Source organism: Actinoplanes sp. NPDC023714, assembly GCF_040639855.1.
In the GTDB taxonomy this organism is placed as follows: Bacteria; Actinomycetota; Actinomycetes; order Mycobacteriales; family Micromonosporaceae; genus Actinoplanes.
In genome coordinates, this window is the sequence record NZ_JBFAAR010000006.1 from 163,950 (window position 1) to 189,769 (window position 25,820).

29 protein-coding genes are annotated in these 25,820 nt (G+C 71.4%); 10 read left to right on the forward strand and 19 right to left on the reverse strand.

From position 1 onward, the window contains the following. Window positions 1–9 precede the first annotated feature (9 nt). From AB0G10_RS26360 to AB0G10_RS26370, 3 genes are all read right to left on the reverse strand, one after another. Window positions 10–1,593 carry a methyl-accepting chemotaxis protein gene (locus AB0G10_RS26360; protein ID WP_360926940.1) on the reverse strand — a complete coding sequence of 528 codons (1,584 nt, stop codon included), beginning with the start codon at window positions 1,591–1,593 and terminating at the stop codon, window positions 10–12. Beyond that, window positions 1,590–2,660 carry a multiple monosaccharide ABC transporter substrate-binding protein gene (chvE, locus tag AB0G10_RS26365; RefSeq protein ID WP_360926943.1) on the reverse strand — a complete coding sequence of 357 codons (1,071 nt, stop codon included), beginning with the start codon at window positions 2,658–2,660 and terminating at the stop codon, window positions 1,590–1,592. Before chvE ends, AB0G10_RS26360 begins: the two co-directional genes overlap by 4 nt. Window positions 2,661–2,757: 97 nt before the next feature. Then, window positions 2,758–3,099: a hypothetical protein gene (locus AB0G10_RS26370; RefSeq protein ID WP_360926947.1), complete on the reverse strand. Its 342-nt coding sequence runs from the start codon at window positions 3,097–3,099 to the stop codon at window positions 2,758–2,760. A 185-nt stretch (window positions 3,100–3,284) separates the two neighbouring features. On the opposite strand from AB0G10_RS26370, the gene AB0G10_RS26375 reads away from it, so the two are divergent. Continuing rightward, window positions 3,285–4,553 (forward strand): alkaline phosphatase, encoded by a 1,269-nt coding sequence (locus AB0G10_RS26375; protein WP_360926950.1) that lies wholly within the window; start codon window positions 3,285–3,287, stop codon window positions 4,551–4,553. Between the two features lie 438 nt (window positions 4,554–4,991). On the opposite strand, the gene AB0G10_RS26380 is transcribed toward AB0G10_RS26375, so the two are convergent. The 4 genes from AB0G10_RS26380 to AB0G10_RS26395 all read right to left on the reverse strand — a co-directional run bounded on the left by AB0G10_RS26380 (window position 4,992) and on the right by AB0G10_RS26395 (window position 8,067). Next, window positions 4,992–5,735 (reverse strand): AraC family transcriptional regulator, encoded by a 744-nt coding sequence (locus AB0G10_RS26380; protein WP_360926953.1) that lies wholly within the window; start codon window positions 5,733–5,735, stop codon window positions 4,992–4,994. Window positions 5,736–5,803: 68 nt separating this feature from the next. Further along, entirely contained in the window at window positions 5,804–6,106 is a 303-nt protein-coding gene (locus AB0G10_RS26385; protein ID WP_360926956.1) for an antibiotic biosynthesis monooxygenase, read from the reverse strand. Window positions 6,107–6,289: 183 nt separating this feature from the next. Further along, on the reverse strand, window positions 6,290–7,411 hold the full coding sequence (locus AB0G10_RS26390) for a hypothetical protein (protein ID WP_360926958.1): 1,122 nt from the start codon (window positions 7,409–7,411) through the stop codon (window positions 6,290–6,292). Further along, a complete protein-coding gene (locus tag AB0G10_RS26395; RefSeq protein ID WP_360926961.1) occupies window positions 7,408–8,067 on the reverse strand; it encodes a TetR/AcrR family transcriptional regulator C-terminal domain-containing protein in 660 nt (219 codons plus the stop codon). The genes AB0G10_RS26390 and AB0G10_RS26395 overlap by 4 nt, the downstream gene beginning before the upstream one ends. A 95-nt stretch (window positions 8,068–8,162) precedes the next feature. Here AB0G10_RS26395 and AB0G10_RS26400 point away from each other — a divergent pair, with 95 nt between their 5' ends. Further along, window positions 8,163–9,572, forward strand: coding sequence for an MFS transporter (locus AB0G10_RS26400; protein WP_360926964.1), 1,410 nt, complete (start codon window positions 8,163–8,165; stop codon window positions 9,570–9,572). Window positions 9,573–9,691: 119 nt separating this feature from the next. On the opposite strand, the gene AB0G10_RS26405 is transcribed toward AB0G10_RS26400, so the two are convergent. The 3 genes from AB0G10_RS26405 to AB0G10_RS26415 form a co-directional block, all read right to left on the reverse strand. After that, the gene (locus AB0G10_RS26405) at window positions 9,692–10,243 is read right to left on the reverse strand and encodes an excalibur calcium-binding domain-containing protein (RefSeq protein ID WP_360926967.1); all 552 of its coding nucleotides are present in this window, start codon (window positions 10,241–10,243) and stop codon (window positions 9,692–9,694) included. Window positions 10,244–10,390: 147 nt separating this feature from the next. Next, complete coding sequence (locus tag AB0G10_RS26410) at window positions 10,391–11,518, reverse strand: hypothetical protein (RefSeq protein WP_360926969.1); 1,128 nt, start codon at window positions 11,516–11,518, stop codon at window positions 10,391–10,393. A gap of 231 nt (window positions 11,519–11,749) precedes the next feature. Further along, complete coding sequence (locus AB0G10_RS26415) at window positions 11,750–12,352, reverse strand: dihydrofolate reductase family protein (protein ID WP_360926972.1); 603 nt, start codon at window positions 12,350–12,352, stop codon at window positions 11,750–11,752. Between the two features lie 210 nt (window positions 12,353–12,562). On the opposite strand from AB0G10_RS26415, the gene AB0G10_RS26420 reads away from it, so the two are divergent. Next, the gene (locus tag AB0G10_RS26420) at window positions 12,563–12,961 is read left to right on the forward strand and encodes a diadenosine tetraphosphate hydrolase (RefSeq protein ID WP_360926975.1); all 399 of its coding nucleotides are present in this window, start codon (window positions 12,563–12,565) and stop codon (window positions 12,959–12,961) included. A 562-nt stretch (window positions 12,962–13,523) separates the two neighbouring features. Here the strand turns inward: AB0G10_RS26420 and AB0G10_RS26425 are convergent. Beyond that, window positions 13,524–14,282: a class I SAM-dependent methyltransferase gene (locus AB0G10_RS26425; RefSeq protein ID WP_360926978.1), complete on the reverse strand. Its 759-nt coding sequence runs from the start codon at window positions 14,280–14,282 to the stop codon at window positions 13,524–13,526. 20 nt (window positions 14,283–14,302) lie between these two features. Then, window positions 14,303–15,694, reverse strand: coding sequence for an MFS transporter (locus AB0G10_RS26430; protein ID WP_360926981.1), 1,392 nt, complete (start codon window positions 15,692–15,694; stop codon window positions 14,303–14,305). 50 nt (window positions 15,695–15,744) lie between these two features. On the opposite strand from AB0G10_RS26430, the gene AB0G10_RS26435 reads away from it, so the two are divergent. After that, window positions 15,745–16,455 (forward strand): TetR/AcrR family transcriptional regulator, encoded by a 711-nt coding sequence (locus AB0G10_RS26435; RefSeq protein WP_360926984.1) that lies wholly within the window; start codon window positions 15,745–15,747, stop codon window positions 16,453–16,455. Here AB0G10_RS26435 and AB0G10_RS26440 read toward each other — a convergent pair. Then, window positions 16,424–17,347 carry an NAD-dependent epimerase/dehydratase family protein gene (locus AB0G10_RS26440; protein ID WP_360926987.1) on the reverse strand — a complete coding sequence of 308 codons (924 nt, stop codon included), beginning with the start codon at window positions 17,345–17,347 and terminating at the stop codon, window positions 16,424–16,426. The genes AB0G10_RS26435 and AB0G10_RS26440 overlap by 32 nt on opposite strands. Before the next feature lie 76 nt (window positions 17,348–17,423). Here AB0G10_RS26440 and sigK point away from each other — a divergent pair, with 76 nt between their 5' ends. From sigK to AB0G10_RS26460, 4 genes are read left to right on the forward strand one after another with little or no spacing between them, the layout of a single operon-like run. Further along, the gene (gene sigK, locus AB0G10_RS26445; protein ID WP_360926989.1) at window positions 17,424–18,026 is read left to right on the forward strand and encodes an ECF RNA polymerase sigma factor SigK; all 603 of its coding nucleotides are present in this window, start codon (window positions 17,424–17,426) and stop codon (window positions 18,024–18,026) included. Next, entirely contained in the window at window positions 18,023–18,745 is a 723-nt protein-coding gene (locus AB0G10_RS26450; protein ID WP_360926992.1) for an anti-sigma factor, read from the forward strand. Before sigK ends, AB0G10_RS26450 begins: the two co-directional genes overlap by 4 nt. Window positions 18,746–18,787: 42 nt before the next feature. Continuing rightward, window positions 18,788–20,275 (forward strand): serine/threonine-protein kinase, encoded by a 1,488-nt coding sequence (locus AB0G10_RS26455; RefSeq protein ID WP_360926994.1) that lies wholly within the window; start codon window positions 18,788–18,790, stop codon window positions 20,273–20,275. A 10-nt stretch (window positions 20,276–20,285) separates the two neighbouring features. Continuing rightward, on the forward strand, window positions 20,286–20,558 hold the full coding sequence (locus AB0G10_RS26460; RefSeq protein WP_360926996.1) for a hypothetical protein: 273 nt from the start codon (window positions 20,286–20,288) through the stop codon (window positions 20,556–20,558). 33 nt (window positions 20,559–20,591) lie between these two features. Here the strand turns inward: AB0G10_RS26460 and AB0G10_RS26465 are convergent, their stop codons facing one another. Beyond that, a complete protein-coding gene (locus AB0G10_RS26465) occupies window positions 20,592–21,200 on the reverse strand; it encodes a DUF4352 domain-containing protein (RefSeq protein WP_360926999.1) in 609 nt (202 codons plus the stop codon). A gap of 96 nt (window positions 21,201–21,296) precedes the next feature. After that, entirely contained in the window at window positions 21,297–22,106 is an 810-nt protein-coding gene (locus tag AB0G10_RS26470) for a GNAT family N-acetyltransferase (RefSeq protein ID WP_360927002.1), read from the reverse strand. Window positions 22,107–22,224: 118 nt separating this feature from the next. Between AB0G10_RS26470 and AB0G10_RS26475 the strand changes: the two genes are divergently transcribed. Then, window positions 22,225–22,731, forward strand: coding sequence for a deaminase (locus tag AB0G10_RS26475; RefSeq protein WP_360927005.1), 507 nt, complete (start codon window positions 22,225–22,227; stop codon window positions 22,729–22,731). Here the strand turns inward: AB0G10_RS26475 and AB0G10_RS26480 are convergent. After that, on the reverse strand, window positions 22,726–23,118 hold the full coding sequence (locus AB0G10_RS26480; RefSeq protein ID WP_360927008.1) for a VOC family protein: 393 nt from the start codon (window positions 23,116–23,118) through the stop codon (window positions 22,726–22,728). The genes AB0G10_RS26475 and AB0G10_RS26480 overlap by 6 nt on opposite strands. 54 nt (window positions 23,119–23,172) lie before the next feature. Between AB0G10_RS26480 and AB0G10_RS26485 the strand changes: the two genes are divergently transcribed. Further along, the gene (locus AB0G10_RS26485) at window positions 23,173–24,123 is read left to right on the forward strand and encodes a YafY family protein (RefSeq protein WP_360927010.1); all 951 of its coding nucleotides are present in this window, start codon (window positions 23,173–23,175) and stop codon (window positions 24,121–24,123) included. On the opposite strand, the gene AB0G10_RS26490 is transcribed toward AB0G10_RS26485, so the two are convergent. Genes AB0G10_RS26490 through AB0G10_RS26500 form a run of 3 tightly spaced genes read right to left on the reverse strand, consistent with a single transcriptional unit; the run spans window position 24,092 to window position 25,820 of the window. Next, window positions 24,092–24,490, reverse strand: a complete 399-nt coding sequence (locus AB0G10_RS26490) for a hypothetical protein (RefSeq protein WP_360927013.1) — start codon at window positions 24,488–24,490, stop codon at window positions 24,092–24,094. The genes AB0G10_RS26485 and AB0G10_RS26490 overlap by 32 nt on opposite strands. A 25-nt stretch (window positions 24,491–24,515) precedes the next feature. After that, window positions 24,516–25,064: a hypothetical protein gene (locus AB0G10_RS26495; protein ID WP_360927016.1), complete on the reverse strand. Its 549-nt coding sequence runs from the start codon at window positions 25,062–25,064 to the stop codon at window positions 24,516–24,518. A 3-nt stretch (window positions 25,065–25,067) separates the two neighbouring features. After that, window positions 25,068–25,820 carry a YwqG family protein gene (locus AB0G10_RS26500; protein ID WP_360927019.1) on the reverse strand — a complete coding sequence of 251 codons (753 nt, stop codon included), beginning with the start codon at window positions 25,818–25,820 and terminating at the stop codon, window positions 25,068–25,070.

The following is a 25,820-nucleotide window of genomic DNA, read 5'->3' on the forward strand; positions in this document are numbered from 1 at the left end:
CCGCCGATCTCAGACCCGGAAGCGGGCCACCAGCGTCTGCAGCTCGTTCGCCATCGTGCTCAGCTCGCCGATGGCCTGCCGGGACTGCGCGACCCCCTCGGTGGTCCGCTCCGAGGCCGAGGCCAGCCCCTCCACACCGCCGGCGATCTCGCCGGCGCCGTCGGCCACCGCCGTGATGCTGCGGTTCATCTCGGCCGTCGTGGCGGTCTGCTCCTCCACGGCGGCCGCGATGGTGGCCTGGTGGTCGTTGATCTGCTCGATGACCGCGGTGATCCGGCTGATCGCCTCGACCGCGCCGGCCGTGTCGCCCTGGATCGCCGAGACGCGCCGGGTGATGTCCTCGGTGGCCCGCGCCGTCTCCTGGGCCAGGTCCTTCACCTCGCTGGCGACCACGGCGAACCCCTTGCCCGACTCGCCGGCCCGCGCCGCCTCGATGGTGGCGTTGAGCGCGAGCAGGTTGGTCTGCTCGGCGATACTGGTGATCGCCTTGACCACGCTGGCGATCTCCGCCGACGAGGCGCCGAGCTTGTCGATGTGCGCGCTGGTGGAGCGGGCCACCTCGACGGCCTGCCCGGCGACCTCGGCGGCCCGGGCCGTGCTCTGCGAGATCTCCCGGATCGACTCGGCCATCTCCTGGGCGCCGGCCGCGACCGCGCCGACGTTGGAGGAGACCGCGGCCGCCGTGCCGGACACGTCGCGGGCCTGCGACGACGAGCCGCGGGCGGTGTCGGCGATGGTCCCGGCCGTGGACGTCATCTCCTCGGCGGCGGCGGCCAGGCTGCGCGCCGACGAGGCGGCCTGCGCCACGACCGTACGCATGTGCCCTTGCGCCTCGTCGAGAGCCCGCGCCATCTGACCCACCTCGTCCTTCGAGGTGACGTCGGCGGTGACCGTGAGGTCACCGCCGGCCATGGCGGTCAGCGCCGTGCGGACCCGCTGCAGCGGCCGGGTGATCGAGGTGACGATGATCCGGGCCAGGACGGCGAGCAGCAGCGCGGCGGCGAGCGCGGTCCCGAGCAGGATCATCTGGGCGCGATCCCGGCTGGCGGCGGCGTCGGCCTCCGCGCGAGCCACCGAGGAGGCGAACAGCGCGCGCTCGTTGTCCAGCACCGCACTGGTCAGGTAGTTGTCGACGTCGATCTGTTCCCACGCGAGCCGGGCCTGCGCCTGATCGGCGACTGCGCCGGCCACGAACCGCTCGATCACGGCGCTGTAGTCGGTGTAGGCCGCGCGGATCCGGTTCACCGCGTCGTCGAGCTCGCCGGGCAGCTCCACCGCGTCGAGCTCGGAGAGCAGCGCGTCGGCCTGCTTCAGCTGGGCGGCCAGGATCGCCGACTGCGCGGCCGGGTCGTCCCGGGTGATCGACTGCAGGCCGTTGACCTTGAGGTCGCCGGCCACGCGGTCGAGGCGCAGCACCAGCGTGCTGGCCGTGTTGAGGTCGGCGAGCCGCGCCGCGGTGTCCTCGGCGACGTGGTTGGTGTAGAGCGTGACGCCGACGCAGGTGCCGACGGCGAGCAGGCCGGCGGTGACCAGCCCGGTCAGTTTCGCCCAGACGGGGGTGTCGCTCAGCACTGAGCCTTTGCTCACTGTCATGCTCCGATCTGGGCGGCCGTGTAGTACCCGCCGTCGATCAGCACGCGGCGGTAGTTGCTCTTGTCGACGTTGACCGGCTGGAGCAGGAACGTCGGCACGGTCTTGACCCCGTTGTCGTACTGCTCGGTGTCGTTGACCATGGGCTTCTCGTCGCTGAGCAGCGCGTCGGTCATCTGCACGGCGACCTTGGCGAGCTCGCGGGTGTCCTTGTAGACGGTCTCGGTCTGCTGACCGGAAGCGATCAGCTTGACGGAGTCCAGCTCGGCGTCCTGCCCGGTGATCACCGGCAGGTCCCGCTTCGCCTCCTGGAAGGCGGTGATGATCCCTCGCGTGATCCCGTCATAGGGCGACAGCACGGCGTCGACCTCGTAGCCGCCCTCGAGCAGCCGCGTCATCCGCTTCTGCGCGACCGCCGCGTCCCACCGCATCGTCGCGACGTCGGCGAAGCTCGTTTCGCCACTGCGCACATTCAAAAGACCTTTTTTCATGTACGGGCGGAGCACGCTCACGGCGCCGTTGAAGAAGAACGTCGCGTTGTTGTCGTCCGGGGAACCGGCGAACAGCTCCAGGTTGTACTTCTTTCCACCGGACTTCAGCTTCAGCGCGTCCACGATCGCCGTGCCCTGCTCGACGCCGACCTTGAAGTTGTCGAAGGTCGCGTAGTAGTCGACGTCGCCGCTGTCCCGGATCAACCGGTCGTAGGCGATCACCGGGATGTCGGCGCGGGCCGCCTTCGACAGCACGTTCTTCAGCGCCGTCCCGTCGATGGCGCCGATGACCAGGGCCGCCACCTTCGCGTCGATCATGTCGTCGATCTGCTCGACCTGCACGTCGACGTCGTCGTCCGCGTACTGCATGGCGGTGCGGTAGCCGAGCAGCTCGAACTGCTTGACCATGTTCTCGCCGTCGCCGATCCACCGCTCGGACGCCTTGGTCGGCATGGCGAGCCCGATCGTCCCGCGCTGCGGGGTGGCCGCCGCCGCGGGCTCGTCGTCGCCGCCGCTGCATCCTGCCGTGGCCGTCAGCAGAGCCGCTGCCGTGGCCAATGCCGCCCACCGTGTGAACACCGGCGCCTCCGCCTTCTCAGGTCGTGCTCTTCCTGTCGGCGGTGTGATCGGCAGGACCGTACCCGTACTAAACCAATCACCCTACGTGTTTGCAACATCACGAAACGTACCAGTCGAAGATCTCCCATCCGGCCGGCGAGGCCATCGTCAGCAGTGCCGCGAGACCGGCCGCGGTGGCGGCGAGCAGCAGCACCCAGAACCGGTTCGCGATGCGGTAGTCGCGTGCCGCCAGCAGCGGCACGGCGAGCAGCAGGCAGGGCACGAGGAGCAGGAACCCGATCGCCGTCGCCACGACGGCGGGCCACGCCCAGCCGGGCGGCGCCTGCTCCGGGAAGTAGAGGGCGTCGGTGGTCGCGTAGGCGATCACGCCGGAGAAGTAGGCGGCGGCCACGACGGCCTGGACGGCGGTGAGCGACCACGTGCGGATCGGAGCGGGCATCCGCGCACGGTAGCCGGTCCCGTGATCGGCCTCGTCGATGGGTTTCCCTGCCGCCGCTCCCGGCGGGGTCTAGCGTGGAACACGGGTTCACCTTCCGTTCATGTGGTCCGGAGCGTTTACTCAGCATCGACGTACATCTTTCACCGACACCCGTCTTTCATCGATGACGCTGAAGGAGGAGACGAATGCTGGTTCGTAGCGTGCGCTGGCTGGCCGCGCCGGTGGTGGCGGGCCTGGTGGCGGCTGCCGGGCTGAGCCTCATGAACCCGGTGACCGACGCCGGGGCCGAGCAGCAGGGCAGGAGCCGGGGTGGAACGGTCAGGAACGTCATTTTCGTCAACGGGGACGGGATGGCGGCCGCCCACCGCGAGGCCGCCCGGCTGTTCTACGCGGGCCTCCAGGGCCGGCTCACCATGGACAAGCTCCCGGTATCCGGGCAGCTGACCACCAGCCCCGACGACCCGGAGACGCCGATCACCGACTCGGCCGCCGGCGCCAGTGCGTGGGCGACCGGGGTGGCCACCTACAACGGCGCGATCAGCGTCGACACCGACGGCAACCCGCTGCCCACCCTCGGTGCGGAGGCGAAGCGGGCCGGCAAGGCCACCGGACTCGTCACCACGGCCCAGGTCACCGACGCGAGCCCGGCCGCGTTCTACTCCAACGCGGTCGACCGCGCGGCCCAGGACGACATCGCCCGCCAGTACCTCGAGGTCTCGAAACCCGACGTCATCCTCGGCGGCGGCGAGGACTGGTGGCTGCCCGCCGGAACGCCGGGCGCCTACCCCGACCAGCCCGCCGAGGACCCCTCCGAGGGCAGCCGCAGCACCAAGGGCAACCTGATCGAGAAGGCCAAGACGGCCGGCTACCAGTACGTCTCCACCCCCTCCCAGCTGAAGGCCGCCCGCAACGGCAAGATCCTCGGCCTCTTCGCGAACCAGGAGATGTTCCAGCAGCGGGCCGAAGGCGCCGGCGACATCTACGACCCGGTGGTCAGCCTCTCGACGATGACGAGGAAGGCCCTCGACGTCCTCTCGGCAGCCGACCGTGACGGCTTCTTCCTCCTCGTCGAGGAGGAGGCCGTGGACGAGTTCGCCCACAACAACAACGCACGCCGCACCCTCCAATCCATGGGCGAACTCGACAAAGCAGTGGCCGTGGCCCGCTCCTACGCCGCCAACCACCCTGACACCCTCCTGGTGGTGACCGGCGACCACGAAACCGGCGGCCTGGCAGTGGAAGCCACCGACCCCGACGACGAATCGGTAGACGAGGACGGCCCCTTCCCGGTCAAAGGCACCAACCTCACCTTCCACATCGACTGGACGACAGAGGCCCACACAGGCCAGAACGTCCCCGTGACGGCGTACGGCCCCCAATCCACCCGCTTCACCGGCCAGCACCCCAACACCTACGTCCACGAGGTGCTCCAGCCCTTGCTGACCAGACGCTGACCACGTCCGGCCGCGCGGTCACGCCCGGCCGCGCGGTCACGCCCGGCCGCGCGGTCACGCCCGGCCGCGCGGTCAGTCACCGTCAGCGCGCCCGGCGCCCCGCTGCACACGGCAGCCCGCACATGGCGGGCGTCCTGCGCACGGCGTCCCCGGGCACGTGGCGGGCGTCCTGCACGCGGCGCCCCGGCACGTAGTCGGGATCCGTCACGCGGCAGCTCGCACGTGGCCGGTGTCCCGAGCCCGCTTGGTCGCGTACCCGGCGTGACCAACCGGCGGACGTGAAGGTCACCGCTCGCCCGGCTGCCGTCCCCGCCCGGCTGCCGTCCTCGCCCGGTCGCCGTCCGGGCCTGGCTGCCGTCCCTGCCCGGTCGCCGTCCGGGCCTGCTGCCGTCCTCGCCCGGTCGCCGTGCTCGCCTGGCTGCCGTCCCCGCCCGGCTGTCAGGGGCGGAAGCTGGCTCGGTATTCCGACGGCGTCCGCCCCGTCAGCTCCCGGAACGCCGCGTTGAACCCGGACAACGACGTATAACCGACCGCGAACGCCACGGCGGTGACCGATGCGTCGCCGGCGGCCAGTTCCTCGATCGCCCGCAGTATCCGCATCCGGCGCAGCACCGCCCGCCACGTCATGCCGGTCTCGTCCTCGAACCGCCGGGCCAGCGAACGCGGCACCAACCCCACCTCGGCGGCGATGTCCTCGAAGCGGACTTCCCCGCCGAGCCGTTCCTCGGTGAGCGCGAGGGCACGGCGCAACTCGGGCGACGACCCGGCCGGCACGACGACCGGGCTCGGCCGCTCCGCCAGCCGCCACGTCACGGCGATGAGCGCGTCGAACAGCGCCGAGGCGTACGGATCCGAGCTGTCACCCCACGAGCCACACTCGGCCAGCAGCGCCCGAGCGAGCGGGTTGAGGTCGAACACGGTCAGCGGCGTAGGTGGCACCGGCGCGAACATCGGATCGAACAGCACCGACGACGTCGTCACCGGCTGCGGAATGCTCACCCGGATCGGCCGGCCCGCAGCGATCAGCGCCGCCCGGGCCGGAGGAAGCACCCACGACTGCCCGTTCGCCTCGAGCCGTAGCGCGCCGGCCGAGGCGCAGAGCAGATAGTGCCGGTCGGTGAGCATCTCGCGGGCCGGCTCCGGCGCGAACGTGCGGACGAAGCTGTACGCCTTCGGAATCATCGACGGCCTCGCACGACCAGATCGTAGAAGCCGGGTGCCGCTCCGGAAACCGGCGCGGGATCCCGAGGTCAGGCGACGGTCTCCAGCAGGTCGGCGCGGAATCGCCGGCTCACCGGAGGCGCGGTCATCATCGGGCGCAGGACGGCTCCCGAGCGGGCGAACGACTCCGATCTCTGATAGCCGCTGAAGGACTCCTCATCCGTCCACTCGTGGACGAGTGTCACCCGGGTCTCGTCGTCCCTGCTGGCGTACACCCGGAACGCGACGTTGCCCGGCATGCCTCGCACCTCTCGGAACTCGCGATCGAGCTGGGCCAGGGCGTGCGGACGGTCGGTGGCGGTGGTCTGGAAATCAACGATGGCGATGAACATGCAACGATCCTGGCGCGGCCGCCCCACCGGCGACTGCCGTCGGCCGGACAGGTTTGCGCTCCCATCGGACAGAGCGACCCCGAGCAGGACGCAGCAACCCGAGCAGGACAGGGCGGCCCGAGCAGGACGCAGCAACCCGAGCAGGACAGGGCGGCCCGAGCAGGAACGATCGGCCCGAGCAGGTCACGCGACCGCGGAGAAGCGGCGCCAGAAGGCCGCGTCCTCCGCTTCCTTCACCTCCTGCTGTGCCCGCCGCGCCGCCGTCTCGGCCTCGAACGGCGCGATCGCCTCCTCGGGGTGACCGAGCTCGATGAGCAGCTTCGCCACGGCGACGGCCCTCCACGGATCGCGTGGCGCAGTGAGCAGAACCGCGACGGCTTCGTCCGGCCGGCCCGCCTCGAGGAGCAGACGGGCGAGCTCGACCGGCTCGGAATCGCGGCTCAGGGCTGCCGAGGCCTCTTCCACCCGGCCATCGGCGGCCAGCAGCCGGGAACGCAGAATCCGCGATTCCCGCGACGTGCCGCACTGCCGCTCGAGGTCGTCAACGACATCGAGCGGATCGGGAATGCCGGGCAACAGGTCACCCAATCGGCCGAGCAGCCATTCCGAGTCGGCCGTCGTCGTCGCCACGTGACACAGCACCGCGACGGCCTCACGACGCCGGCCCTGCGAAGCCAGTGAATCGGCCAGAGCCGGGGCCGTGCCGGGAAGGCCGGCTCGGAGCACGGACACCGCTTCCTCATGACAGCCCTTTCCCTCCAGCCAAGCGGCCAGCGGAACGGCCGCGCGCTCATGGACGAGAACGAGAGCCCGCAGTTCGTCCTCCCGATCGGCCCGGGCCAGAATGCGCGCCAACCGGTCGGCGTGGTCGCGTCGGGCGCCATCGAGCAGCGCCATCGCCTCGTCGATTCGCCCCTGGCGCTCCAGAACATCGGCGAGAAGCAGTTCGGTGTCGCCGGGGATGTGCGGCCAGGAATCGTCTTTCCGCGCTCGCAGCAGCGCCACGACCTCGTCGTCACGTCCCGCGCCGGCCGTGAGATCCACCAGGGCCCGGGCATGAGCGAAATCGGCCACGTGTGGTCCCAGCAGGGAGAGCACCTCACCGATGCTTCCTTCGCGCGCGAGCCGAGACGCGAGGCGCAGAGCGGCTTGGTGGCCGCCGGTGGCCGGATCGTCCCGGCCCGCCAGTGCCCGGGCACAGTGCCGGTCACCCGCCGCGGCCGGTCGCTGAGCCGTGGACAGATGACCGTATTCGACCAGGGCATCGGCCACCTCGGCCGGCAGCCGGTCGGCGGAGTCGCTCACTTCGTACCCATGGAAAGGGAGATCCCGGCGAGGATCAGATCGATGCCGGCGAGGAACTGCTCCCGGTCGTCGTGGGAACGCAGCTGGGTGGCGACGTCGTGGATGAACGGGTATTCGTCGCCGTCGAGGCCTTCCCAGAGTGAGGCGACCGATTCCAGAACGGCGTCGCGGCTCGTCTCGCCCGAGGCGGACCGGGCCAACGCGGCGTTCTGGGCGGCCACCCCGAGGATGTAGTTCAGCAGCGCCGACGCGCTGTCGAATCGCGATTCCCGGGGAACGCCGAGCGCCTGGATCTGCTGCCCGATGCGCTCGAATATCCGCAGGGTCGTGCGCTGTGAGGGAAGGCGTGCGATCTGCTCGCCGGCCCACGGGTGCGCATCGACGGTGTCGAAGATGCCGACCGCCAGGAGGCGGATGCGCTCGTGCGGGGTCGTGCCCTCGTCGGTCAGGGCCGAGAGAAGAACGAAATCGGTCGCGGCCGCCAGCAGTTCGCCCTTGTTCGCCACGTGCCAGTAGATCGCGCCGGCCCCGGTCCTGAGCTTCGCGCTCAGCGCGCGGAAGGTCAGCCCGCTCTCGCCCGAGACGTCGAGGATCTCGACGGCCGCCGCGACGATGCGTTCCCGCGACAGCCCTGTGTTCCGCGTCCCAGTACCCATGTACTCATCTTGACATGTCTGGAACGCCGTTCCAAACTCTTCTCTGGAACAACGTTCCACCAGCTGACAGAAGGGGGTTCCGGATGAGTACCGCAATGTTGGACGCACGTCCCGCTTCCCTGCGGGCCGTGTGGCCCGCCATCCTCGGGCTGTCCGTCGTCTTCCTCGTGGAGATGCTGGACAACTCGGTTCTCGGCGTCGCGCTGCCGACGATCGCCCGCGAGCTGCATGCGAGCGCCACCGACCTGCAATGGATCACGTCCGGCTACTCGCTGCTCTTCGGCGGCCTGATGATCGCGTTCGGGGCGATCGCCGACCGCTACGGCACCCGGCGCATGATGCTTATCGGTCTCAGCCTGTTCGCTCTAGCGAGCCTCGCCGTCCTGTTCGTGCGCACTCCGGGCGAGCTCGTCGCGGTCCGCGCCGCGATCGGCGTGACCGCCGCGATGACCGCTCCCGGCACGATGGCGCTCTGTTTCCGCCTGTTCGATCAGGAAAACCTATTGATGCGGGCCACTTCGCTCATCGCCACGGTGGGTCTCGTCGGCATGGCTGTCGGCCCCACGGTCGGCGGCCTCATCCTGCAGGTGTCACCGTGGCAGACACTGCTCGTCATGAATGTCCCGATCGCGATTCTGGCATTCGTCTGCATTCGCCGCGGCATCCCGCGTGACGACTTCTCGAAGCGCAACACGACGCCGCTCGACCTGCTCGGTGCGATGCTCGGCACGGCCACCCTGATCCTGGTTCTATGGACCGCGACCCAGGCCGTCGAGAACGGCTGGCGCGCCGCGATTCCCTCCCTCGTCGGTGCTCTCCTGAGCGCGGCGGCCTTCGTCGTCCGGGAGCGCGGCACCGAGCACCCGATCTTCGACATCAAGCTGATCAAGCGTCCGGCCGTGTCGGCGAGCCTCGCCTACGAAGCCGCGATGGGCCTCGGCATGGCCGCTATCGCCTACAGCGTCTCGCTCCAGCTGCAACTCGTCTGGGGCTGGTCGCCCGCACAGGCCGCGCTCGGCAACCTCCCGCAGGTGATCGTGCTGATCGCGGTCGGCCCGTTCGTCGAGAAGTTCGCCGAGAAACTGGGCACCCAGCGAGCCGGCGCGATCGGCGCGACCATGGTCGTGATCGGACTCTTGATCTACGCGCTGCTGAGCCGCTACGACTACGTCTTCATCGCCGTCGCGCTCGCCCTGACCGCCGCCGGAATGCGCGTCGTCGCCACGATCGCCGGCGTCACGGTGATGCGCGGCCTCCCGGAGGATCAGACATCGACGGGCGCCGCTCTCAGTGACACCAGTCAGGAGGTCGCCGGAAGCGTCGGAATGGCCATCACCGGCACCATCGTCGCGGCGGCGCTGGCGGGCTCGCTCACCACGATAGGTTCCAGCGCGGCGGCGTCGCACTCCTTCGAGAACGCGGTCACGACGGCCACTCTCGCATTGACCGCGGTCTGCGCCGGCCTGGTCATCTGGGCCGCTTCCAGGAGCACCAAAACCCATTGATTCGTACGATCTGAACGACCGCTCCCAACCGCATCAACCGCCGAACCCGGATTTCGACGCGGGCTTTCTCAGTGGTCGATGCCGCCCGGCGACTTTCGCGCCACTGCCGGGTCACCCCGCTATTCGCACACCTGGCCGTCCTTGTCCCGGTCCCGATACCAGGCGTATTCGACGTCGACGCCCCGCATGTACGGCCCGTATCCGGCGGCATTGGCCTTCGCGCACGTGGCGAAGCGCGGATCCGTTCCGCCGTCCGATTCGTCCTCCTCGTCCTCGACGGTCGCCGCCTTGGTCGGAGGTTTGGTGGCCGCCGGCTTGGCGGTGGCCGCGGTCTTCGGTGTCGTGGCCGCCGTTTTCGGTGTCTTCGCCGCCGCGACCGCCCTCTGCTGCGCGGCGGCGGGCGTGGACGCGCCCGCCACGACCTGCTGGCCGTCCGTGTCGTCCTCGGTGATCGCCCCGATCGTGATACCGATCGCGGCGATCACCCCGGCGACCCCGAGGAACACCAGGGCCCAGCGTTGGCGCCGCTGCTCCTCGGCCTTGCGCCGGGCTTCCTCCGCCCTGCGTCGCTCCTCCTCGGCCCTGCGTCGCTCCTCCTCGGCCCTGCGCCGGGCTTCCTCCTCCCGGCGCCGATCGAGAATGCCCTGCCACGGCGGAGTCAGGCGAAACATGGCGGCATCTCCGGGGTCAGCACTTCCCGAGGCTCGTGTGCGGCAGGCGGCGACGACATGAGACGCAGTCTGCCCCGATTGATCAACGCCGAGCGATAGCCCGAACGGCTCCACCGGCAGCGGCAGGCTCGTGAGGTCGACGGTTCGTCAGGTGAGGGGGATGTCCTCGCCGTTCCGGGTGAGGCGGGTCCCGGCGGGGACCCCGTGGCTGCTCAGGACTTCGCGGATCAGGGTCAGGCCCGCCTCCAGATCGTCGAAGATCTCCAGGTCTGCCGAGACGTCGGTGTAGCCGTAGCCGGGCCTCGAGGTGGAGCCGGTGATCTCGGCTTCTCCGCGGGCGGCCCGGCGGAGGACACGGTCGAGGTCGTCGAAGACCGCCTTCGCGACGGAGTAGCGGTTCTCGACCGGGATGGTGAGGCTGAGTGGGTACATCCGGGCGTTCCGCAGCGGGCTGGGCCCGAAATGGGCGGCTATCAGGGAGCCTCGGGGTACGCCGGTCCGGATCTCGTCGGTCCAGCACTGTTCGGCGGGGGTGCGGGGAGCCGGGAGCGGGCCGGCGGCGAGGGTCGACTCGGCCGCGGCCAGCAGCTTCCGCCACTTCTTGAGGGGAAAGTCGCCGTCGGGGTGGCGGAGGCTGTAGAGGCCTCGGGAAGGGTTCTCGTTCTCGTCCTGCTCGACGGTCCAGTCGCCGGATCTGTCCTGGCGCCAGGTCGTGGCGTCGCGGCGGAAGTCGGCGCGGTACAGCCAGTCGCGGGCGGTCGGCCACCACTCGGCGCCGGGCGGCGGAGGGCCGTAGGCGGCGTCCATGAGCGGAGTGATCGCGTCGAGTTCGCCGGGGTCGGAGGTGGTGGTCTTCTGGTCGCGGGCCAGGACCACGAAACGGCCTGCCAGGGCGAGGACCGGGCCGGGGTGAGGGAGTGCGGGGTCCAGGACGGCTGCGGATCGGGCTATCAGGTCGAGTTCGGACCAGCGCAGGGCGTGGGGGTGCCAGTGGGCCTGGTCGTCCCAGCCGAGTTCGAGAGGGTCGTCGCTCTTCGGTGTCTTGAGGCCCAGCTCGATCGAGCCGATCTCGAGGTCGATGTCGACGACCAGGGCGTAGCCGCCGCCCACCGGGAACTCGGCGACCAGGCCGCCGGCGGAGTCGTCGCCGCCGTCGTCGAGATCGTCGTCTCCGTCGGCGGATTCGAAGAGCTCGTCGTATTCGGCCTCGAAGAAGTAGACGCGCCAGAAATCGGGGTTCTCGAGGTGGTCGCTCAGCTCAGCGGGCAGCGGCATGCCGGGCAGCGTAGCGGGTGAGCCGGGTGAGGTACGGCCCCGGCGGAATTCACGCCGACCGATGCGGATTGCCGCGGCTCAGCGGGTGGCGCCGACCGCTGGCTCAGCCATGCACCGATAGCGAAAGGCGCGCAGCGGCCCGGAGCGGGCAGGTGCCCGCGTCGTGGCCCGGGACGCCGCTGATGCGCCTGGGGACTTCGCTGAATCCGTACAAAATCGGTCTTTGATCTTTCAGACCTGGCCCTTGGTCTCCTCGTAGCCGGCGGGCGCGGGCGGCTCGGCAGGGGCGTAGATCACGCGGATGACGCCGGTGGGAAACACGTCGGTTGACACCACTTTGAGGTGGTATGCGGTGTCGCCGTCGTCGAAGAGGCGGCGGCCCTTGCGCGCGGCGACCGGGTGGACGAGCAGGCGAAGCTCGTCGATGAGGCCGGCGGCGAGCAACTGCTGAACGACCGAGATTGATCCGGGGATGAGGATGCCCTGGACGTCGTCGGCGGACTTGAGGGCGCGGACGGCGTCGAGGAGGTCGCCGGAGATCAGTTCGGTGTTTCGCCAGGTGAACTCGAGGTTCTGGCGGGAAGCGACGACCTTGCGGAGGTCGCCGATCTGCTTCGCGAACGGGGCGTCCTCGCCGCCGGCCGCCTCGCGATCGGGCCATGCGCCGGCGAAACTGTCATAGGTCTCGCGGCCGATCAGCAGCGTGTCGGCCGTCGCGTAGTCCTCGGTAACGGCCTGGCCCATGTTCTCGTCGAAGTAGGGGAAGTGCCAGGCGGGATCGATTTCGGCCACGCCGTCGGCGGAGATGAACAGGGTGGAGATGACCTTGGCCATGGTGGCGGTTCCCTTCGCGTCAGCTGTTTCGAGGGGGTAGACCGGCGGGCGTCCGGAAACTCATCGGCCCGCCGTCACCAATATGATGACGGCGAGGAGATCCGGCACACCCGGGAGCTGCGGACATGGGCGATTGGCGCGGATCGGATCGGGGCGGCGCTTCGCGGGGAGAATCCGACCGTTCTCGCCCGGCTGCCGACCGGGTTCGCGGTGATCGGCGACGCGCAATTCCTGCCGGGCTATTGCGTCCTGCTGACCGACGATCCGGCCGTCGATCGGCTCACCGATCTGCCTCGTTCGCGGCGGCTCGCCTTCCTCGCCGACATGGACCTGGTCGGCGAGGCGGTCGCCACGGTGTGCGCGCGTTTCGACGGCGCTTTCCGGCGGGTCAACTATGCGATTCTCGGCAACCTCGACCCCTATCTGCACGCGCACATCCACGCCCGATACGAATGGGAGCCGGCGGATCTGGCGAACAAGCCGGTGTCGCACTATCCGCGGGAAGTGTCCTCCGCGGCGAGCAGCCTGCTCGGCCCGCAGCACGACGCATTGCGGGCGGCGCTGACCGCGGAGTTGACGAGGCTCATGACCACTTCGCGAGAGCCTTGAGGTCCTCGCACCACGCCTCATCCGCGCGCCCTCCGAGCTCCCATTCCAGCCGATCGAGCAATGCAAGAACACGATCGATTTTTGTACGGTCGAGCTCCAGCTGAGCCGCCGCGATGAGCAGTCTCCGGTGGAGAGGGGCGGCAAGCGGCATCGAACGGGATCACTTGCGGGTGTTGGTCACGATGGGCACATGTCGGCGGGAAAGCCTGTCTCCCGGGGTCGTCCTCGCCGGCGCCGATGGCGTGGGGATGGCGTACGCGTCAGGCCACGCCCGCAGGTCCCGCTCTCCGACCCTAGGACCTCCGCGTGGGTGAGCCTGCGCGAGATGGTCGCCATCGTCACGGCTGTCGCGGCGTTGCCGGGCTCCGACTCGGGGCCGACCTGCGCGGATCGGCGGGACTTCATCAGAGCCGGCTCAAGGGCGCCGAGGGTGACGCGGACACGCGCCTGCCCTATGGACTAAGGGTGAAGGGAATGCCGCGGTGATGGTGGCGGGGGACCAGGGCCATCGAAGATGTGGCGGGAGCAAGCCGGCCGTGGTCAGCGCGAGAATGGCGGCAGCTCAGCGCCGACGGGCCAGGTGCACCCAGATGTCGGCGGTCAGTTCGACGACCGGGGGCAGGGCGAGCTCGATGCGCCGGTAGACCTCGTCCTGCTCGCCGGCCGGCAACTGGATGTAGGCGGAGATCGTCGACAGGTGGCTCACATAGTCCCGGGCGGTCATCGTGAGCGGCCGCTCCAGGACATGCTGCTGCACGTCGGTGAAGAGGTCCGATTGCAGCAGCTCGGTCCCCGGCCACTGCATCTCCGCGTCGGGCGGTGTGCCATCGGGTGACGGGATGTCGGAGCCTTCGAGGTACGGCGACTGCGCCGTGCGGACGTCCTCCTCGAGAGCGGGGTCGCTGAGCTGGAGCGGGCCTCCGAAGCACGCGAACACGCCGCCCGGGACGAGCATCCCGGCGATCCGGGGCCAGCGGCCCTCCGGTCGCGTCCAGTGCAGCGCCGCGGCGGCGTAGACCAGGTCGAACGTCCCGGGGGAGGACAACTCCTCGAAGCCGCTCTGCATGGGTGTGACGTTCGGCAGGGCGAGTCGGTGCAGCTCGGTGAGCATGCCGGCGTCCGGTTCGGTGGCGGTGACGGCGATGCCGCGGGCGGCGAAGAGGCGGGTCGCCTTGCCGGTTCCGGCGCCGATCTCGAGGGCGGTCCGGATCGGGCGGCCGGCGTAGTCCGCGACGAGGTCGGCCAGTTCGCCGGGGTAGCCCGGGCGGAACCGCTCGTACGCTTCCGCCACCGCTCCGAAACTCAACGCGCGAACCGACATGCCGGGCATCCTGCCACGAGTCAGGCGGCCGCGCTGCGGGATTTCTCGGAGCGGGCGGTGACGCGGAAGGCCCAGCCGGCCAGGGCGGCGGCCACGATCGTGAGCGTGAGGGCCGCGATCGTGACGGCCTGCTCGAACTGGGCGGTCTGGTGGCCGGTCCAGCCGGAGGAGGCGACGCTGCCGGTGAAGACGGCCGCGATGATCGTGCCGGTGACGGCGAGGCCCGCGCCGGACGTCACCTGCGACGCGGTGTCGGTGAGCGCCGCGCCGATCGAGGTGCGGTTCTCCGGGAGGCCGCGGAGCACGTTCACGGCGGCGACGACCCCGACGACGCGCAGGCCGGCCGCGACCAGGACCAGGGCCAGGGCGATCCACGCGTACCCGAGGCGGCCGAACGCGGCGTAGACGGCGAGGCCGGCCACCACCGACGCGGCGCTGAGCAGGGCGGCGCGGTCCATGCCGGCGCGCTGCACCAGCGGGCCCACGACGGCGCCACCGGCGATCAGCACGGCGACCTGCGGCAGCATGCCGAGGGCGGCCTCGGTTGGGGTCCAGCCCCAGTCGAGCTGGAGCTGCAGGGTGACCAGGTAGCCGAGGCCGGCCGTGGCGAGCCCGGCCGCGGCCTTGTAGGCGAGGCCGGCCGAGACGAGCGGGCGGCCGATCAGCGCGAGGTCGAGCATCGGGTGCCGGGCGGTGCGCTGGCGGGCGACGAAGAGGACCCCGGCGACGACCGCCGCCGCCGTGGTGATCCACGGGAGGCCGCCGCTGACGAACTCCGCCGGCGCGAGCAGGGCCAGCACGACCGTGGCGGTGCCGAGCAGCGCGCCGGTCACGTCGGCCGGGTCGCGGTGCAGGCCGGCCGGGTCGTCCGGGGCGATGCCGGCCCGGATGCCGAGGAAGGCGAGCGCGGCGATCGGCACGTTGATCAGCAGCAGGGCCTGCCAGGGCGCGACCGCGAGCAGGAGCCCGCCGGCCGTCGGGCCGACCGCGAGGCCGGCCAGGCCGACCGTGGAGATCAGGGTGGTGGCGCGCACCCGCCGGGCGTCGTCGTCGAAGAGCCGGAAGGCGAGGGCCATCGACCCGGGCGTGGTCATCGCGGCGGCGACGCCGGTGACGGCCCGGACGGCGATGAGCTGCGCCGCGGTGGTGACGAACGCGGTGGCGAGGCTGGCGAGGCCGAGCAGGACGAGGCCGGTCAGCATGAGGCGGCGGCGGCCGTACCGGTCGGCGAGCGCGCCGAACGCGAGCATGAGGCCGCCGAAGACGACGGCGTAGGCGCCGGTCACCCACTGCAGGGCGACGGTGGAGGCGTGCAGGTCGCGGCCGATCGTGGGCAGCGCGACGTTGAGGATCGAGTTGTCGAGCATCTCGACGAGGAAGACGGCGGAGAGGCCGGTCAGGGCAAGTTTCACGAACACCGTTCTACTCCCGAACAGTGTTCGTATCAAGTACAGTGTCTCGCATGTCACCGACACCGCAGGAACGCCGTGCCGCCCGGCACGGGCTGATCGGCAGCGCGCCGCCGGCCCGGCGCGGCCGGACCGCGCCGATCACCGTCGAGGCGATCATCAGCACGGCGTTCGGGATCGTGGAGCGGGAGGGCTACGAGGCGCTGACCATGCGGCGGCTCGCCACGGCGCTGGAGACCGGGCCGTCGTCGCTCTACGCCCACGTGGTCAACAAGGAGGACCTCGACGAGCTGCTGATCGGCCGGCTCTGCGCCGCGATCGAGCTGCCGGAGCCGCACCCGGACCGGTGGCGCGAGCAGATCGCCGGGGTCTGCGCCCAGCTGCGCGACCAGTACCTGCGCTACCCCGGCATCTCGCAGGCGGCGCTCGCGGCTGCGCCGGCGAACCTCGACACCCTGCGGGTCAGCGAGGGCATGCTCGCCATCCTGCTGGCCGGCGGCGTCCCGCCGCAGACCGCGGCCTGGGCGATCGACGCGCTGGTCCTGTACGTCAACGCGCACACCCTCGAGGTGTCCTACGCGAAGCGGCGCCGGAACCACAGCGACGACGGGTGGGTCGTCGGCCGGGAGGAGATGACGGGGCGGTTCGCGGCCCTGCCCGACTCGTTCCCGCAGACGAAGCGCTATGCGGACGAGCTGACGGCGGGCAGCACCGAGGACCGGTTCACGTTCACTATCGAGTTGATGCTGAACGGGCTTCTCTGACGACCTCGCGCGCGTCGTGCGAGGGCCGCCATCCCAGCTCCTCCCGCGCCCTCGTGCAATCCAGCAGGGGCGTGTCGACCAGCAGGTTCGCCCAGGACGCGTCGAGGCGTTGCAGCCGCAGCCCCCACGTCACGGCCAGCAGGCGCCGCAGCGCGGTCCGGGAGACCGGCAGATGACGCCCGCCGAGCAACGAGGCCAGCGCCGGGGCGGACAGCGCGGGCTCCCCGGCCGCGTTGAACGCCCCGGTAGCTCCGGCCCGGAGAACCCGTACCACCAGGTCGGCCACGTCGTCGGCCGCGATCGCCTGGATGACGGTCCGGGCCGGCAGCGGCAGCAGCGGGACACGGTTCACCGGAGGGGTGAATCCCAGGGCCATCCGGGCCAGGCCCGCCGCCGCCGACGGCTGCAGCACCGCGGGCGGCCGGATCCGGGCGATCCGCAGGCCGGTCACCCGGTCGAGGAGATCCTCGGCGGCCACCTTGTCCCGGCTGTACGAGGACTCGGGGATGCCCCGGCGCCGCCACCCCTCGGTCACCGGCGTCCGGCTCAGCCGGGGCGAGTAGACAGCGGCCGAGGAGAGGTGCACCAGGTGACGGACTCGCGCCGCGCGGGCGGCCGCGGCCACGGCGCTGGTCCCGTACAGATCAATCGCCTTTTGATCGGCCCGATCGTGCCCGGCGACGATGTTCCAGGCCAGGTGGACGACCGCGTCGGCGCCCGCGAAGAGGGCTGTCAGATCGGTGCCGGGAGCGCCGATGTCCGCGGCGTGCCAGGTCACACCGCCGTCCGTGGGCACGTGCCGGGCGATGCCGGCGACGTCCGCGAACCGGGTGAGCCGGGGGAGCAGGGCGCTGCCGATGTTTCCGGTCGCGCCGGTGACCACGATGCGCATGTCTCGTAATCTGACACCAATCCGCGAGTTCCCCGGCGCCGAATCGCCTTTCGGACGGTGAGGACGAAGGAGCGCCATGACAGAACCGAGCCGGCGGGATCATCTCCGCCCGGTGCCCGCCGACGCCACGCCCGACGCGGCCGCCCTGCTCACGGCGGTGGCGCGCGGCGACGAGGCGGCGTTCGGGAAGCTCTACGACCTGGTGGCGCCGCGCGTCTACGGGCTGATCCGGCGGGTGCTGCGCGATCCGGCGCAGGCCGAGGAGGTCGCGCAGGAGGTGCTCGTCGAGGTCTGGCGGACGGCGGCGCGGTTCGATCCGGAGCGGGGTTCGCCGACCGCCTGGGTCTTCACGATCGCCCATCGAAGAGCGGTGGATCGGGTACGGGCCGAGCAGGCCGCGACCGACCGCACCGTCAAGGCCGGGGCCGCGTCCGTGGACACGCCCTATGACGCGGTCGCCGACGAGGTGGCGGTCCGGCTGGAGCGGCAGCAGGTCAGGCACTGCCTCGACGCCCTCACCGAGTTGCAGCGGCAGGCCGTCACGCTCGCCTACTATCAGGGCCACTCCTATCCGCAGGTCTCCGAGCTGCTCGACATCCCGCTCGCCACGGTGAAGACGCGGATGCGCGACGGCCTGATCCGCCTGCGTGACTGCCTGACGCCGGGGGTGGCAGCGTGAGCGCGGACATCCACGCCCTGGTCGGCGCGTATGCGCTGGACGCCCTCGACGATCTCGAACGCGCGGCCTTCGAACGGCACCTGCGCGAGTGCGAGCCCTGCCGGCTGGAAGCCGACGATCTCCGGGAGACCGCTGCCCGGCTCGCCGACGGCGCCTGGTCGGTGCCGCCGCCGCGGCTGCGGGAGAACGTTCTCGCCGCGGTCTCCACGACCCGCCAGCTTCCGGTGGCGGCGCGTCCGGCGCGGCCGCCGCGCCGCCTGCGGTTGATCGCCGCGGCCGCCGTCGTGGTCGCGGCGGTCGGGGCGGGTGCCGCCACCTATGTGGTTCAGGACCAGAGGGTACGCCGTGCCGAAGCACTCGCTGACCAGGCGCAGGACCGCGAGGCCCGGGTCCGGGCGGTGCTCGCGGCCCCCGACGTGGTGGTGCGCGAGGAGCCGCTGAACAGCGGTGGCCGGGTCACGGTGGCGAGCTCCGCGCTGCGCAACGCCGGGGTGATCATGCTGGCGGCGTCGGAGGCGCCCGCGGCCGGCCGGGTGTACCAGCTCTGGACCATCCGGGGCGGTTCGCCGCTGAGCGAGGGGGCGCTGGGCGGCGGCCAGTCCACGGCGGTGCAGATCGTCGAGGGCATGGGGGACGCGTCGGCGGTCGGGGTGACCGTCGAACCGGCGCCCGGCTCGGCGAAACCGACGGCCCCGCTGGACGCGCTCGTCGAACTCTGAGGTTCCACCCATCCGCCGGGCCGGCGGCTCCGAATGACCGGCATGGATGTTGTTGGCGGGCGGTACCGGCTGGTCGAGCTGATCGGCACCGGCGGGATGGGCCGGGTCTGGCGGGCCGTCGACGAGCTGCTGCAACGCGAGGTCGCGGTCAAGGAGGTGACCGGCGGCGCCGCGATGCTGCGGGAGGCGCGGGCCGCGGCCCGGCTCGGCCATCCCGGCGTCGTGAAGGTGTACGACGTCTTCGAGTCGTGGATCGTCATGGAGTACGTCGACGGCGTCTCCCTGCAGCGCGCCCTGCCGCTGCCGGTCGACGAGGTCTGCCGGATCGGCCTGAGCGTCGTGGCCGCCCTGCGGGTGGCGCACGACGCCGGGGTGCTGCACCGCGACGTCAAACCGGACAACGTGCTGCTGGCCCGGGACGGCCGGGTCGTGCTCGGCGACTTCGGCCTCGCGTCGATCCGCTGCGAGGACGGCCCGGACCCCCGGCTCGGCTCGCCCAACTACGTGGCGCCGGAACGGCTGAGCGGCGACGACTCGGGCGTGCCGGCCGATCTGTGGTCGCTCGGCGCGACCCTGTACGCCGCCGTCGAGGGCCGGGCGCCGTTCGCCCGCGACGACACCGAGGCCTCGCTCTGGGCCGTGGTGTCCGCGCCGCCGGACCCGCCGGTCGCGGCCGGCGCGCTGGCGCCGCTGCTGCTGGACCTGCTGTCGAAGGAGCCGTCGCGCAGGCCGTCGGCCGGCGAGGTGGAGCATCGGTTGACGCGGGTCCTCGCCGCCCGGCCCGCTCGGGGGAGGGCTCAGGTGCCGCCCGTGCCGCCGGTGCCGCCCGTTCCCGGCCGGTGGCGGCGGCCGCTGCCGATGGCCGTGGTGACCGTGATGCTCGTGCTGGTCACGGCCGGCGTGGCGGCGACGTCGGCGCACTTCCGCCTCGACCCGTCGTCCTCGTCGCCCACCCTCGCGGCCGGCGCCTCCCCGTCGCCCACCGCCGCGGCCGCCGCCTCCCCGTCCCGCGCTCCCGAGATGCGGCCGATGGCGTTCGGCCTCTGCGGCGCCGACCCGCAACCGGTCACGCCGGCCACCGCGACCGTCCCGGCGGATCTGCCCTCGGACTGGACCTGGGTGCGCGAGCCGGCCGGCTTCGCCCTGGCGCTCCCGGACGGCTGGCGGCGGGTCGTGGACGGCGCGAACGTCTGCTATACCAGCCCCGACGGCCGGCAGGCGTTCACCGTCGGCGTCGTCGCGGTCGTCGCCGGCCGGCCGCTCGAATACTGGCAGAACCGCGAGAAGGCCGCCGCCCTGCCCGGCTACCGGCGCATCAGCATGGGCGTCCTGCTGCTGCGACGCGGCGGCGCCGACTGGGAGTACACCTACCGCCCCGACTCCGGCACGGTCCGCCACGAGCGCCGCGTCCTGCTGGCCGTCAGCGGCGACCGCTCGTACCTGCTCCGCTTTACCACTGCCGACCGGGACTGGGCCGCCTCCACCGCACTGCAACGCCGCCTCGTCGACCTCTTCGCCTCCGCCGCCTGAAGGGCCCGCCATGAAGAAACTGATCCCGCTCGCCGCCGCCGCGCTCCTGCTCGCCACCCCGGCCGCCGACCTGCCGCCCGGCACCCTCGCCCTGTGCGGCATGGTCGCCGGCGCCGCGGCCGGCTCGATCCCGGTCGGAGGTGTGGCGACCGGCGACGGCAGCGCGCGCGAGCCCGGAGTCACCGCCGGTATCGCGTACGGTGGCCTGGCCCTGCTCACGGCGATGGCCGCGCTGATCGTCGCCCGCCGGCGCGCCTTCACCCTGCCACGGGCCCCGCGATGATCCGCCGCGTCGTGGTGTTCGCGGCCCTGACCGCTAGCGGAGGCTGACCGTGACACCGCCGGAGAGCAGGAAGTCGTGCAGTTCCAGGCTGGTCAGCCGCGCCCGCTCCGGAACATCGAAGACCAGCACCCCGCTCACCCTCTCGCCGGGGTCGAGCTTCGCGAAGAACGTACGCATGCCGCGGTTGAGATAGACCGAGGTGATCTCGTCGTTGCCGTAGGAGGCGCCGGACGAGTCGATGGCCTTCTGCGCCGCGCCGATGAGGTATTTCGGCTCGCCGGCGATGTTGCGGACGGAGAGGCTCACCACGCAGAACTTCCCGTCAGCGGTGCGCGCGAGCTGCTCGATGCCGACCTTCGAGCGCGAGCAGTCGACGCCGGAGACGACGAATTCGAACTTGCCGTCACGCACCGGATCGCCGATGCCGGCGGCCGGCTTGCCGGTACTGCGCGTGACGGCCGGCGCGGCGGCGACGACCTCTTTCTGCTCGCGGCCACGCTGCCCGGCCACCATCCCCACGGCGAACAGCGCGATCACCACAGCACAGGCGACCACTATCGCGAGCGCGGGCTTGAGCGGGGGCGCGCCGGGATCAAAACCCTGTTGTGTACGAGGAGAGCGCACCCCCTCACTGTGAGTCACGCAAAGGTCACCAGCCACCGATTTCGCCTGATCAGCGGCAAGCTTCGCCTGATCGGACAAGTCGGAACACGCCTACGCCCCCGCTATCTTCCGGCATCATCGTGGCTCCGGCCGAGCAGCCGGGGTCCACCGGTAGTGCGTCGACGTCGTGATCTCGTGGAACCCGCACCGGCGCAGGATGGGCGCGCTGTACGGGGAAGCGTCGACGTGCAGCAGCCGGTATCCCCGGTCGGCGGCCTCCCGGGCCCGGGCGGCGAGCAGGGCACGGTAGATCCCGCGCCCGCGCCACTCGGTCAGGGTCGCGCCGCCGAGCAGCCCGACGAAGTCGGTGCCGGGGGAGTAGAGCGACCACGCCGTGCAGACGACCAGGTCGCCGGCCTCGGCGACCCAGATGGTGATCTGCCCGGGGTCGGCCGTCACGTAGGAGTCGAGGTGGCCGGCCACCCAGGACAGGTCCTCGCCGAACACGGCGCCCTGGTGGTCGGCGATCCGGCGCAGGTCCCGGGCCTCGCTGACCTGCCGCAGCACCACGCCGTCCGGGAGCACCGGCTCGGCCGCGATCTCCCCGGCGAACCCGAGCAGCACGGCCGACGACGCCTCCGGCTCGAACCCGGCCGCGACCATCCGCTCGGGAAGCTCCTCGGGCAGGTCGTGGGCCAGCACCTTCCACTCGACACCCTGCCCCCGATCCCGGAAATACTCCTGCTGCCGGGCGATCAGCCGATCCAGCTCCGCGCCGCGGACACCGACGTCGCGCGGCGCCCGGATCCGCCCCACATGCCCGCCGACGATCCGGAGGAGCGGACCGTCGTACTCATGGGTCACCCCGGTCGGAACCGTGGCGGTCGCGGTCGGCATACGCCATTGCGTGTCGTAGGCGGCGAGGAGAGAAGCAGTATCGACCATGGACACATGGTGCCGGGAAACGGCCGTTCCCGCCGTACCCGAAAAGGGTTTGTGGGTCTGCCTCTCCGAGCGACAGCATGACCGTCATGGATGTCGTGGTGCAGCGCGTGCGGTTCCGATGACGCCGGAGGAACTGGTCGGCGCCGCGCTGGAAGTGTCCGAGGAGGGGCTGCGGACGGGGGAACTGCCGGTCGGCGCCGTCGTCGCGATGGGTGGAGAGATAGTCGGCCGTGGCCACACCCGGGAACGGTCGCGGGGCCGGCGCCTCGTGCACGCCGATCTGCTGGCGATGGAGGAGGCGGATCGGCTGCTCGGCTGGGAGAGACGGCCGCATCCGCTGATTCTCGCCATCACCCTGGAACCCTGTCTCATGTGTCTCGGCGCGGCCATGGTGCTCGGTGTCGCCGAAGTCCATTACGGCCTCGAAGCTCCCGACGACGGCGCCGCCGGCATTCCCCGGGTGTGGCGCCCGGCCCGCCAGGATCAGCCGTTCTCCCGGCTGCCCGCCATCACCGGCGGCTATCAGCGATCCGAATGCCGCGACCAATTCCGGCGCTACGCGGAGGCCGCCACGAGTCCGAACCTGAAACGGTATGCGGAGAGCATGGCGGCCGGCACGTCATGACTGCTGGCGCGCCACCGCCTCGGCGGTGACCGGCGTGAAGATGTTGACGAGCGTGCCGTCCGGGTCGCGGAACAGCAGCGAACGGTTGCCCCACGGCATCAGCGTCGGCTCCTGGACCACCTCCCCGACGGCATCCCGCAGCCGGGCGAATTCGGCGTCCACGTCGTCGACCCGGAATTCCACGATGGCGGTGCGGTTCACGGCCGGCAGCGTCGTGTTCTCGCCCGGAACGGTGACCGGGCTGCCGATCGCGATCTTGGCGCCGGACAGCACCAGCTCGGCGAAATAGGGCGCGTGCCGGATTGCGGTATGGCCGGTGACCAGCTCGTAGAAGTCGGTGAGGCGGGCGACGTCGTCGGTGATGAGGCGGATCGCGTTGAGGTTCATGCCGCTGACGCTAGAGCCGATACCGGACACTTTCCGCCCGGTATTGTCACCGGAGTGACGCGGCCGACCGCACGAGTCCTCACGCTGCTGGAGATCCTCCAGAACGGCGGCACCCACACCGTCGGCCGGCTCGCCGCACGGCTCGGGGTCGACGAGCGGACCGTCCGCCGCTACGTCGGCCACCTGCTCGACCTCGAGGTGCCGGTCGAGTCGGTGCGCGGCCGCTACGGCGGATACCGGCTGGCGCCCGGATTCCGCATGCCGCCGCTCATGCTGACCGGCGAGGAGGCCCTGGCCGTGGTGCTCGGCCTGATGGCGGGCCGCCGCGCCGGCCTCGCCTCGGCCTCCGAGTCGGCGGCCGCGAAGGTGCGCCGGGTCCTGCCGAAGTCACTCGGTTCCCGGCTGGAGTCCCTCGTCGCCGCCATCGACTTCACCGCGCCCGGAAGCGACGGCCCGGCGGCGTCGGTGCTGCTGGAACTGGCGGAGGCGGCCGGCCGGCGCCGCCCCGTGGAGGTCGGATACGTCGACCGGAAGGGCCGCACGAGCACCCGCGTCCTGCACCCCTACGGCATCGTCGCCCACTCCGGCCGGTGGTACGTCACCGGACTCGACGCCGGTGCCGCCGAGATGCGTACCCTGCGCCTCGACCGCATCATCGCGGTGCGCATGGCGGCCGGCGAGTTCGAGGTGCCGCCGGACTTCCACCCGGCCGACGCGGTCCTCGCCGGTCTCGCCGACACACCCTGGCGATACGAGATCGTCGTGGCGGTGCGGGGCGAGGCCGAGGAGGTGCGGACCCGGCTGCGCCTCAGCCTCGCCCGGGTCGAGCCGGCGCCGGACGGCTGGTCCACCGTCCGGTTCCGGGCCGAGCGGCTCACCTGGGTGCCGGCCGTCCTGGCCGGCCTGGATCTGCCGTTCGTCATCGAGCAGCCGGCCGAGCTCCGCGACGAGGTGCGCGCATGGGCGGCCCGGATCACGGCCTACGCTGCTGGAGACGACGCGTGAGATAGAGCAGCAGAGCGGCCAGGACCACCTCGATGCCCAGCCCGGTGCCGACGCCGAGCGCCTCCACCAGCGAGAACCCGTCGAAATGCGTCACATGGAAGACGAAGTGGGTGCCCGCGTAGACGAGATATCCGACGAGCGCCGCCGCGGCCACCTTCAGATCGAGCGAGACGGCGGCGACGACGAGAACCGCGGAGATGGCCAGCCCCAGCCCGCCCACGTCGGTCACGAGATGCTCGTTGTAGGGCGGATCCAGCTCGACGGTGGGGAAGTGGTCGTAGAACGCGCGCGGCAGCAGATATTGCCAGGCGGAGACGAAGATCTGCAGCCCGGCGAGCGCCCAGAGCCCGGCGCGGAGCTGCCTCAAGATCGGATCCATGCCTCCAGGACGATCAAGCTTCGCGCTTTGTGACACCCAGCGACGTCCGCGCCAGCACCGCCGCGATCCCCGCATCCCGGTTCTCGGCGCGTTCCCGGAGGCCCAGCCGTTCCACCACGGCGGCCGGCGCCTGCTCCCGCCCGCCGCGCAGGCTGTTCCACTCATCGATGACGCTCCCGCCACCCACCCGGGCGAACCCGCACACCGCGGCGATGCTCAGCACCAGCGACGGATCGTCCCGCGCCGGCGTGACCGTCACGAACAGCCCCGACTCGGAATCCTCGTGCCGGGGCGTCGCCTCACTGAGCATCACCTGGCACATCCCCGCACTCCACCGGGGGATGTGGAACCGCACGAACACCGTCTCCCGCAGTTCCGGGGCGGCCGGCTCCCAGACCAGGTCGAGGAGTCCCGCGTCGGCGTCGAGCACTTCGACGCCGATCAGGCCCAGATCCGCACCCGGGTCCGCACCCAGCAGAGCGGCCGCGAACGCGCCGGTGGCCTCGGCGGCCTGCCGGAGGCTGAAGGCTCTGTCGACTCGCGTCTCCCACTCGATCGCCATGACTCAGTGGCTCTGGGTGGTGAAGTAGGTGGCACCGAAGTCGCGCGCCGCCAGATCCTCCCGCCGGATCGCCCACAGGGCGATGCCGCCGTCACCCCAGCCCATCCGGGCGTCCGAGTCCTCTTCGAGGTGGAGCAGGGTCACCCATTTCCGTGCCTCGGTCAGGAACTCCGGATCCGCGTGCGGGGAGTCCCCGGCGTACGGCCGGAATGTCGCGCAGGCCGCACCGACCTCGAGCGGGCCCTGGAATACATCCGAATACCCGCCGACCTGATGACCAGGCGTGGATCGACGACGGCGCCAGAGCTCCGCGACCGCGGCCAGCCGGTCGTGGTCGAGCACCGGGTGATAGGGCCGCGGCACGGTCAGGATCGGCTGCCCGGTGAGCTCCACCAGCGGATGGTCGTACTCCTCCGACGGATGCCGCAGGTGGTCGGGCACGAGCCGGCCGGCCGTCTCCACCCCGTCGGGGACGTAGAGGACGAGCGACTCGTCGCCGACCTCCTCCAACCGGGGCAGGAAGAACAGCAGCGAGCCACCGCGGGGCAGCTCCAGGTCGACCTCATACTCGCTGAGGGCGCCGCAGTCGAGCCGGGCCACGAACGTGAACGGCTCCTCCTCCGAGATCATCGGCCAGGGGTGACCGACGGGCAGCGCCGCTGATCCGCCGAGCTGCCCGACCACGACGTCACCCGGCGAGGCGGCGCGGAGACGGATGGCCGGACGCCGCGGCAACCACTCGGGAAGATCGATCAC

Coding starts and splice junctions, on each gene's coding strand:
- AB0G10_RS26360 (WP_360926940.1), bottom strand. CDS start 1,593: ATGACAGTGAGCAAAGGCTCAGTGCTGAGCGACACCCCCGTCTGGGCG.
- AB0G10_RS26370 (WP_360926947.1), bottom strand. CDS start 3,099: ATGCCCGCTCCGATCCGCACGTGGTCGCTCACCGCCGTCCAGGCCGTC.
- AB0G10_RS26375 (WP_360926950.1), top strand. CDS start 3,285: ATGCTGGTTCGTAGCGTGCGCTGGCTGGCCGCGCCGGTGGTGGCGGGC.
- AB0G10_RS26380 (WP_360926953.1), bottom strand. CDS start 5,735: ATGATTCCGAAGGCGTACAGCTTCGTCCGCACGTTCGCGCCGGAGCCG.
- AB0G10_RS26385 (WP_360926956.1), bottom strand. CDS start 6,106: ATGTTCATCGCCATCGTTGATTTCCAGACCACCGCCACCGACCGTCCG.
- AB0G10_RS26395 (WP_360926961.1), bottom strand. CDS start 8,067: ATGGGTACTGGGACGCGGAACACAGGGCTGTCGCGGGAACGCATCGTC.
- AB0G10_RS26400 (WP_360926964.1), top strand. CDS start 8,163: ATGTTGGACGCACGTCCCGCTTCCCTGCGGGCCGTGTGGCCCGCCATC.
- AB0G10_RS26405 (WP_360926967.1), bottom strand. CDS start 10,243: ATGTTTCGCCTGACTCCGCCGTGGCAGGGCATTCTCGATCGGCGCCGG.
- AB0G10_RS26410 (WP_360926969.1), bottom strand. CDS start 11,518: ATGCCGCTGCCCGCTGAGCTGAGCGACCACCTCGAGAACCCCGATTTC.
- AB0G10_RS26415 (WP_360926972.1), bottom strand. CDS start 12,352: ATGGCCAAGGTCATCTCCACCCTGTTCATCTCCGCCGACGGCGTGGCC.
- AB0G10_RS26425 (WP_360926978.1), bottom strand. CDS start 14,282: ATGTCGGTTCGCGCGTTGAGTTTCGGAGCGGTGGCGGAAGCGTACGAG.
- AB0G10_RS26435 (WP_360926984.1), top strand. CDS start 15,745: ATGTCACCGACACCGCAGGAACGCCGTGCCGCCCGGCACGGGCTGATC.
- AB0G10_RS26440 (WP_360926987.1), bottom strand. CDS start 17,347: ATGCGCATCGTGGTCACCGGCGCGACCGGAAACATCGGCAGCGCCCTG.
- sigK (WP_360926989.1), top strand. CDS start 17,424: ATGACAGAACCGAGCCGGCGGGATCATCTCCGCCCGGTGCCCGCCGAC.
- AB0G10_RS26455 (WP_360926994.1), top strand. CDS start 18,788: ATGGATGTTGTTGGCGGGCGGTACCGGCTGGTCGAGCTGATCGGCACC.
- AB0G10_RS26460 (WP_360926996.1), top strand. CDS start 20,286: ATGAAGAAACTGATCCCGCTCGCCGCCGCCGCGCTCCTGCTCGCCACC.
- AB0G10_RS26470 (WP_360927002.1), bottom strand. CDS start 22,106: ATGGTCGATACTGCTTCTCTCCTCGCCGCCTACGACACGCAATGGCGT.
- AB0G10_RS26475 (WP_360927005.1), top strand. CDS start 22,225: ATGACGCCGGAGGAACTGGTCGGCGCCGCGCTGGAAGTGTCCGAGGAG.
- AB0G10_RS26480 (WP_360927008.1), bottom strand. CDS start 23,118: ATGAACCTCAACGCGATCCGCCTCATCACCGACGACGTCGCCCGCCTC.
- AB0G10_RS26495 (WP_360927016.1), bottom strand. CDS start 25,064: ATGGCGATCGAGTGGGAGACGCGAGTCGACAGAGCCTTCAGCCTCCGG.